Origin of the sequence: Antrihabitans spumae (assembly GCF_043944905.1) — a bacterium.
Taxonomy (GTDB): domain Bacteria; phylum Actinomycetota; class Actinomycetes; order Mycobacteriales; family Mycobacteriaceae; genus Antrihabitans; species Antrihabitans spumae.
On the sequence record NZ_JBIMSN010000034.1, the window covers coordinates 68,784 to 75,637 of the forward strand.

The window sequence follows — 6,854 nt, forward strand, 5'->3', positions numbered from 1 at the left end:
CCGCCCGTGCCGCTATTCATCGCCCGCCTCCGCCTGTTGATGCGGCCCCTGGTGACCGGCTGGGCGCTGCCGTTGACGATCGCGCTCTTCGTATTCGCAACCAGCTGGCTCGCGATGTGGCTGGTCGAACCGTCGACGAACGAGATCACCAAGCCGCAGAACTATCCGTGGTACTTCGTCGTGACCGCCGCGACCGTCGGCTACGGCGATTTCTTTCCGACGTCGGCCGCTGGTCACGTCGTCGGCGCGTACGTGATAGTCGGCGGCATCGTCGCTCTGACAATGCTTTTCACACATCTGGTCGACAAGCTGTCCAGGGCGAAGGGACAACGAATGCGTGGGCTCGCGGAACTCGAACTTACCGACCACATCGTGCTGCTCGGATATACGGAAGGCCGCACAGAACGGCTCGTCGCCGAGCTCATCGCCGAGCCGACCGTGCAACTTGTGCTCTGCGCGTGGGACAACGTGCACGAGCATCCGATGCCGAACGAACAGCGGGTCATGTTCGTCCGTGGCGACCTCACAGATTTTGCCGTCCTTTCTCGCGCGTGTGTGCCGTCCGCGGCGATCGTCCTGATCGACGGCCGCGACGACAACGAGTCGCTGGCGATATCGGTCGCTGTCGCACATGCGAGCCGACCGAGTGGCCGCCGCGGTGCCGCCGAGAACCGCACACATCTGATCGTGGCGCTTCGTGACATGAGCCGGACCAGCCAGTTCCAGTACGTCAGCTCACGTGTGCAGTGTGTGCAGTGGCACGTGCCGAACCTGCTCGTCGAGGAAGCCCACGACCCCGGCATCAGTCAGGTCTACACGGAGCTGATGACCTCGGGCGGCAGTGGCAACACGTACTCCTTCCAGCTGCCGCGCGACTACGCCGGTTTCGGCGATGTACAGACCGATCTCGGACGCCGTTTCTCGGCGATCGCGCTCGCTGTCCGCACCGACGCTGAACTGGTGGTGAGCCCACCGTGGGACACACCCGTCCCCGCGGGGACGACCATCTACTACGTCGCTGCCAACCGGTTGGATCCAGCGGCGATCTAGCTCGCAGCCCAACCCCTTTCGACCGATTCGCGTGCGGTCGCAGGGTCGTCCCCTGCATGGACGAACAGCGCGGTGAGCATCGGAATCGCATGCGCCAGAGCAGCGTCGGGTAGTGGCCCGGTTGCGACGAGAGAAGCAAGACCGTGGCCTATCGTCCAGGTCTGCGTCGCCAGATCGACGGCATCGACGTCGGGGCGAAAGCGTCCGGCCGCCTTCGCCCGCTCCCCGGTCGCAACGAGGACGTGCAGCGTCTCGTCCGCTCCCGCCGCGTCCTCCAGCTCGAAACCGGCGTCGAACATGACGCGATACAGGTCGGGAATCTCGAGTGCGTTGGCGGTGTATGCAGCGCCGAGGGCAGCCAGATCGCGGACGGGATCCGAGGTCACCGGCACGGTGGTCAGCTTCGACGCGAGCCGCGTGAAGCCCTCCTGTCGTACTGCACTCCACAAGCCGTCCATGCTGCCGAAGTACGTGTAGACCGCCATGGTCGACAGACCGGTGCCCTCGATGAGGGCGCGCAGCGTAATCGGTTGGCGGGTGCGGAGCATGTGCGCGGCTCGTTCGATGAGCTGCGACCGCACATGAGGTTGCTTTGTCCTTGCCATGGTGCTAATTGTATACCATTGCTATGTTATTGAATGACAACCCGCCGACCAAGGAGTGGACATGACCGTCACAGTTATCAACCCCGATGGATTGCCGAAGCCGGAGGTCTACCGGCAGCTGTCGATCGCAACCGGCACCAAGTTCGTCTTCCTTGCCGGACAGGTCGCGCGCGATGCCGACGGCAATCAGGTCGGCGCAGGTGATCTCGCTGCACAGGTCGAGCAGAGCTACCTCAACATCGCCACCGCACTCGCGGAGGTAGGTGGATCCTTCGACGACGTCGCAAAGCTGACCGTCTACGTCGTCGACTGGTCCGACGAGAAGTTCCCCCTGCTCGGCGAGGGTGTTGCACGCGCGGCAGCAAAGTTGGGCGTGAACCCGGTCAAGCCGATCACGCTGATCCCGGTCGCCTCGCTGACCGAGCCCGATCTGCTCGTCGAAGTCGATGCGACGGCCGTATTGGACTGAGGCGGCTACGCCGCTCGTGAGTCTTTTCGGAGGGTGGGCGCTCCAAAAGGACTCACGAGGCGCGGAGCGCCCGCTATAGCTTGCAGGGACTGTCGGGTCCGCGCAGGTAGGCCTCGACGTCCGCCTTGGTCGGATTGTCCTTCATCAGGCCGATGACCGGTTCGTCGTTGTTGACCTCGTCGAGGTAGTACCGCTTTTCTTTCTCACCCTGCTCGAACTCGACGAGGCAGTTGCCCAGCTTCACGTCCGCTTCGAACACCTTCTTGTTGCTGCTCTTCTTCGGGCGCTTCTTGGACTTTGTTTTCGTTTTGGACGACGAGGCCTTCTCCGACCTGACGTCGGATACCGAGAAGCCTGCCTGCTCGAGTTGCTTCCGAAAGTCCTTCTCCTGCTTGGAGCAACCGGACAATGCCAGCATGACCGACATAGCGACAGCAACGATCGCCGCGCTCCTGTGAACCTTGCGCGCCATGATGGTCTCCTCACCGCAGATCGGGCAATTCCCGCATTCAGCGCTAACCAGAATGACACCTCGCAGCCGTGAGCGCATGAAGTTGGTGCGCGCCAACGGTTCGCGTGCCAAATCTGCACGTTGCAGCGAACCTGGCCTACGGTGAGCAGATGGCCGACGCCGAGCAGGAATCCAGCCTCACCGTCGTACTTGCTTTCGCCGCAAACCTGTTGATAGCACTGGCGAAATCGGTTGCGGCCGCCGTTACCGGATCGGCGTCGATGGTCGCCGAAGCAGCGCATTCCTGGGCAGACGCAGGCAACGAGGTCCTGCTACTGATCGCCAACAGACGCTCGTCGACGGCACCGGACGACGAGCATCCACTCGGTTACGGCCGCGAGGCCTACGTGTGGTCGATGTTCGCCGCACTCGGACTGTTCGCGCTCGGAGCCGGCGTGTCCATCACCCATGGCGTCCAGGAACTGTTCCACTCCGAACCGTCGAGCAACTTCACCGTCGCCTACATCGTGCTCGGCATCTCGTTTGCACTCGAGGCGGTCTCCTTTCAACAGGCATATCGCCAGTTGCGCTCCGAGGCAGCCGATTTCGATCGCGACCTGTGGCAGCACGCGCTCAACACCTCCGACCCGACGGTACGAGCCGTGTTCGCCGAGGATGCCGCCGCTCTCATCGGGCTCGCCATCGCGTTCGTCGGCATCCTTTTGCACCAACTCACCGGGTCGCCGATTCCGGACGCGATCGGGTCCATCGCGGTCGGCATCCTGCTCGGCGTCGTCGCCATCTTGCTGATCGACCGCAATCGCCGCTTCCTCGTGGGCGAACAAGCAGCACCCGAGCTACGCAGCGTCGGGATCAAGGTATTGACCTCTTTGCCGGAGATCGACCGCGTCACCTTCCTGCGAATGGAATACCTGGGTCCGCGTCGGGTCCTGCTCGTCGCGACCGTCGACCTCGTCGGCGACCGGCCCGAATCCGAGATCGCACAAACGTTGCGCGACTTGGAGTCCCGCATCGAGACGAGCGAGCACGTCGTCCGTGCGGTGCTCAGCCTCGCGACTGCTGCGGAGCCGACGATCACCGCCTGATGTGGTGCCGTCGCAGGTACCCTCTCTGTCATGGCAGCCTTCACACAAACGCGCACAACGGCAATCAAGGCCGATGCAGCAGCAATTCACAAGCTGCTCAACGACTTCCATCAGTGGGGTGCATGGTCTCCATGGGAGAAGCTCGATCCCCAACTGCAGCGACAGTTCGCAGGCGCCGAGCAGGGCGCAGGTGCAAAATACTCCTGGGAGGGGAACAAGAAGGTCGGCTCGGGCAGGATGGAGATCACCGACTCCACTGCAGATCGGATCGACATCGACCTCGAGTTCATCAAGCCGTTCAAAGCGTCCAACAAGACAATCTTCGAGTTGAAGCCGACCGCGGGCGGAACCGAACTGTCCTGGACCATGACGGGCAAGCGCAACCTCGCCATGGAGATCGCGGGAAAGCTGTTCTTCGACAAGGCAATCGCCAAAGACTTCGACAAGGGTCTTGCCGACATCAAGCAGTTGGCAGAAGGCTGATCTGCTTCAGTCGTCCCATGAGCGGACCTGACGGCATCGACTGGGCGTGGGCACAGCGGACGAGTGGAAACCTCGATCGTCGCCAAAAGCTACAGCTGTCGGCAACGTTGGCGCGGTCGCTACCCGCATTCACCCTCAGTGCCGTCCGCACTCGAGTAGGACTGCGAGGCAGTGGCTCCCTCGATTTCGCGGCAGCACGGGTAGACGAACTGCTGCAACGGCATCCGCGACTCGGCCTCAAGAAGCACATGGCGGCCGCGTGGCTCGACGAGAGCAAAGCGGTGCCCAACGGGAGAGCCAACTAGGCCAGGCGCTACGCGATGTTCCCGCTGCTGATCCGGCAGGCGCAGTTCCTCGAGTAAGGGCTATCAGTCCCTGTTGCGATTCCCCTGCTGGTCGAACTCCTAGTCGCCCTACCACTGGAATCCCGGGAATTCCAGCCAACTGCGCAGCATACGTTGACACTTCGCACGCCCTCGGACACGTCACAGGGGTTGCGCAGTGCGAGAACGTGTTGCGCAGTGCGACAACGTGTCGCGCAGTCTAGCCGGCGAACGAGCGCACTCAGCCCTTGAAGTAGACGACCTGGTGACTGGTAGCGAGCAGGTTCTTTCCGACTCCCCACAATTGCGCGGTCTGATCGAAATACCCTGCGCCGAAAGCTTGTCCGCGCGCGGTGCCGAGGATGTAGTCGGTGCCGTATGCCGCCAGTGTTGCGGCGTCTGCGTGGAAGTACGTCGTCATCGAGACCGTTCCAGCGACGGTGGGTCGGCCCAACCGCCGGAAGATGCGCGGGTAGAAAGCATCTGCCATCGACGTCAATGCCGGGAAATCGAGTGGGCGAACAGGCTTGTCGCGCAACCACAGCGTCGATACCGAATCCGAGTTCTCGGACCCGTCGAGTTCCATCAAACCGCCCTCGACGAACCGCATCTCGTAATTCTGCGGCCAGGCGTAGACGTCCGGAAACGATTGCTCGGCAATGGTTTCCGCGTCGGGAACCGATGGAAACGTCGCTTCGGTCGCCGACCAGGTCGAGCGCCGAAAGCCGAACACAGCAGTCGCTGTCGTGACTGCAGCGCCGTCCTGGCTTATCTCGACGGACCAGTGCTGGGTCGCGCGATTGGTGCGCACCGGCCGCACGCTCAGGTCGAAGTCTCCGTAGCTGATCGGACCGAGGAAGTTCACCGTCAACGAGACCGGATCGCCGATCACGTCAGGATGTCGCTGAATAGCCCGCACCACAACGGCAGCCGTCGCGCCACCGAACGGTCCGACCATGTTGGCGTATTCGGGAGTCGTTCGGCCCGAAAGCTTTTCGCCGGAACCGGTCAATTCCAGCGCATCGTCGACACTATGTATCTCCGAATCAGGCAACGCCGACCACACGACCCAAGCGCTCCGCCGCAGCCTTGCCGTCGACGATTCCCGCTTCGAACGCCGGGATTCGTTGCGAATCGTCGAACGCGCTGAGCGGACTGATGGGGGTCTGCGGTCGCAGCACCTCGGTGTCGATGCCACGTTCGATCAACTCGGCGACCTCACGGTCGGTCGACCTGTTGAAGGCGACGCCCATCGGGTCGCTACCGCCCAGCGGCGACACGACCACAACGGCGTCCAAGCCGGCGTCGAGCAAAAGGTCCGCGCTCGTCGGCGACCAAAGACCACCGTCGACGTACTTCGTTCCGTCGATCTCGACTGCCGGGAACACACCGGGGACCGCGCACGAGGACGCGACGACGGAGGGAAGCGGCGCGGAGTCCGCCGCCGACCACAGCTTGCGTCGGCCTGTCTCGACATCGACGGACACGATTCGAAGCGACGGTGCCCAGGTGCGCTCGCCGAGTTCTTCGGTGAACGCCTCGACCCACGCCGCTTCGGTCATCGTCCGTGAGCCGAGCGACAGCTGCGCGATCGCGCTCGTCGAGGATTCGTCGAACTCTTTCACCGACATCCACCGAATGAACACCTGCGCGTTGACGCCGCCGTCACCGTCGTTCTTCGGTTTGCCGTTCAGCTCGAGCGGCGACCGCTCAGGATCGGCGACAAGGCCAGCCAACTCCGATGGTGCGATCCCGCCGAGGACCAGCGATCCGACGATCGACCCTGCCGAGGTGCCGACTACAACGTCAGCAGAGGTCAGATCGACACCGGCGTCGGCAAGACCGACGATGACGCCTGCCTCCCACGCCAATCCGGTGACCCCGCCACCGGCGAGTACGAGACCCCAGCTCACGCCGGTTCGCCGCTGAGGCGCTCCTTCAGCGACTCGAACTCGTCGCGAATACCGGACGGCAACTTGTCACCGATGAACTCGAACCATTCTTCGATGAGCGGAATTTCCTTCTTCCACTCCTCGACGTCGACCTTGAGCGCTTCATCGACGTCATCGGTATCGACATCGAGCCCTGCCAGGTCCATCTGCGCCGCGGTCGGAACGTTGCCGATCGGTGTGGCGACAGCATCCGCGCGACCCTCGATGCGGTCGACGATCCACTCCAGCACGCGGGAGTTCTCGCCGAATCCTGGCCACAGGAAGCGACCGTCGGCACCGCGGCGGAACCAGTTGACGTAGAAGATCTTCGGCAACTTCTGGGCATCGGCATTCTTGCCGATGTTGATCCAGTGACCGAGGTAGTCGCCCACGTTGTAGCCGATGAACGGAATCATCGCCATCGGATCGCGGCGGA

General features: G+C 63.0%; 10 protein-coding genes. 5 read left to right on the forward strand and 5 right to left on the reverse strand.

All coding sequences use genetic code 11. The annotated features are described in order from the left end of the window. Nucleotides 1-6: 6 nt before the first annotated feature. On the forward strand, nt 7-1,050 hold the full coding sequence (locus tag ACHIRB_RS09080) for a potassium channel family protein (protein WP_395124601.1): 1,044 nt from the start codon (nt 7-9) through the stop codon (nt 1,048-1,050). On the opposite strand, the gene ACHIRB_RS09085 is transcribed toward ACHIRB_RS09080, so the two are convergent. Further along, nucleotides 1,047-1,655 carry a TetR/AcrR family transcriptional regulator gene (locus tag ACHIRB_RS09085; RefSeq protein ID WP_395124602.1) on the reverse strand — a complete coding sequence of 203 codons (609 nt, stop codon included), beginning with the start codon at nt 1,653-1,655 and terminating at the stop codon, nt 1,047-1,049. The genes ACHIRB_RS09080 and ACHIRB_RS09085 overlap by 4 nt on opposite strands. A 61-nt stretch (nt 1,656-1,716) precedes the next feature. Between ACHIRB_RS09085 and ACHIRB_RS09090 the strand changes: the two genes are divergently transcribed. Continuing rightward, nucleotides 1,717-2,124: a RidA family protein gene (locus ACHIRB_RS09090; protein WP_395114411.1), complete on the forward strand. Its 408-nt coding sequence runs from the start codon at nt 1,717-1,719 to the stop codon at nt 2,122-2,124. A 73-nt stretch (nt 2,125-2,197) separates the two neighbouring features. Here the strand turns inward: ACHIRB_RS09090 and ACHIRB_RS09095 are convergent, their stop codons facing one another. After that, nucleotides 2,198-2,596: a hypothetical protein gene (locus tag ACHIRB_RS09095; protein WP_199703998.1), complete on the reverse strand. Its 399-nt coding sequence runs from the start codon at nt 2,594-2,596 to the stop codon at nt 2,198-2,200. 149 nt (nt 2,597-2,745) lie between these two features. On the opposite strand from ACHIRB_RS09095, the gene ACHIRB_RS09100 reads away from it, so the two are divergent. Genes ACHIRB_RS09100 through ACHIRB_RS09110 form a run of 3 tightly spaced genes read left to right on the forward strand, consistent with a single transcriptional unit; the run spans nt 2,746 to nt 4,469 of the window. Further along, nucleotides 2,746-3,681 (forward strand): cation diffusion facilitator family transporter, encoded by a 936-nt coding sequence (locus tag ACHIRB_RS09100; protein WP_395114475.1) that lies wholly within the window; start codon nt 2,746-2,748, stop codon nt 3,679-3,681. Nucleotides 3,682-3,711: 30 nt separating this feature from the next. Continuing rightward, the gene (locus ACHIRB_RS09105) at nt 3,712-4,164 is read left to right on the forward strand and encodes an SRPBCC family protein (protein WP_395114409.1); all 453 of its coding nucleotides are present in this window, start codon (nt 3,712-3,714) and stop codon (nt 4,162-4,164) included. Between the two features lie 17 nt (nt 4,165-4,181). Continuing rightward, on the forward strand, nt 4,182-4,469 hold the full coding sequence (locus tag ACHIRB_RS09110) for a hypothetical protein (protein ID WP_395124603.1): 288 nt from the start codon (nt 4,182-4,184) through the stop codon (nt 4,467-4,469). A gap of 259 nt (nt 4,470-4,728) precedes the next feature. On the opposite strand, the gene ACHIRB_RS09115 is transcribed toward ACHIRB_RS09110, so the two are convergent. The 3 genes from ACHIRB_RS09115 to ACHIRB_RS09125 form a co-directional block, all read right to left on the reverse strand. After that, nucleotides 4,729-5,553 (reverse strand): acyl-CoA thioesterase, encoded by an 825-nt coding sequence (locus ACHIRB_RS09115; RefSeq protein WP_395124604.1) that lies wholly within the window; start codon nt 5,551-5,553, stop codon nt 4,729-4,731. Next, nucleotides 5,534-6,400 carry a patatin-like phospholipase family protein gene (locus tag ACHIRB_RS09120; protein WP_395114407.1) on the reverse strand — a complete coding sequence of 289 codons (867 nt, stop codon included), beginning with the start codon at nt 6,398-6,400 and terminating at the stop codon, nt 5,534-5,536. Before ACHIRB_RS09120 ends, ACHIRB_RS09115 begins: the two co-directional genes overlap by 20 nt. Beyond that, on the reverse strand, nt 6,397-6,854 hold a 458-nt coding region (locus ACHIRB_RS09125; protein ID WP_395127672.1), incomplete at its 5' end, for a phosphoenolpyruvate carboxykinase domain-containing protein. The genes ACHIRB_RS09120 and ACHIRB_RS09125, both read right to left, overlap by 4 nt.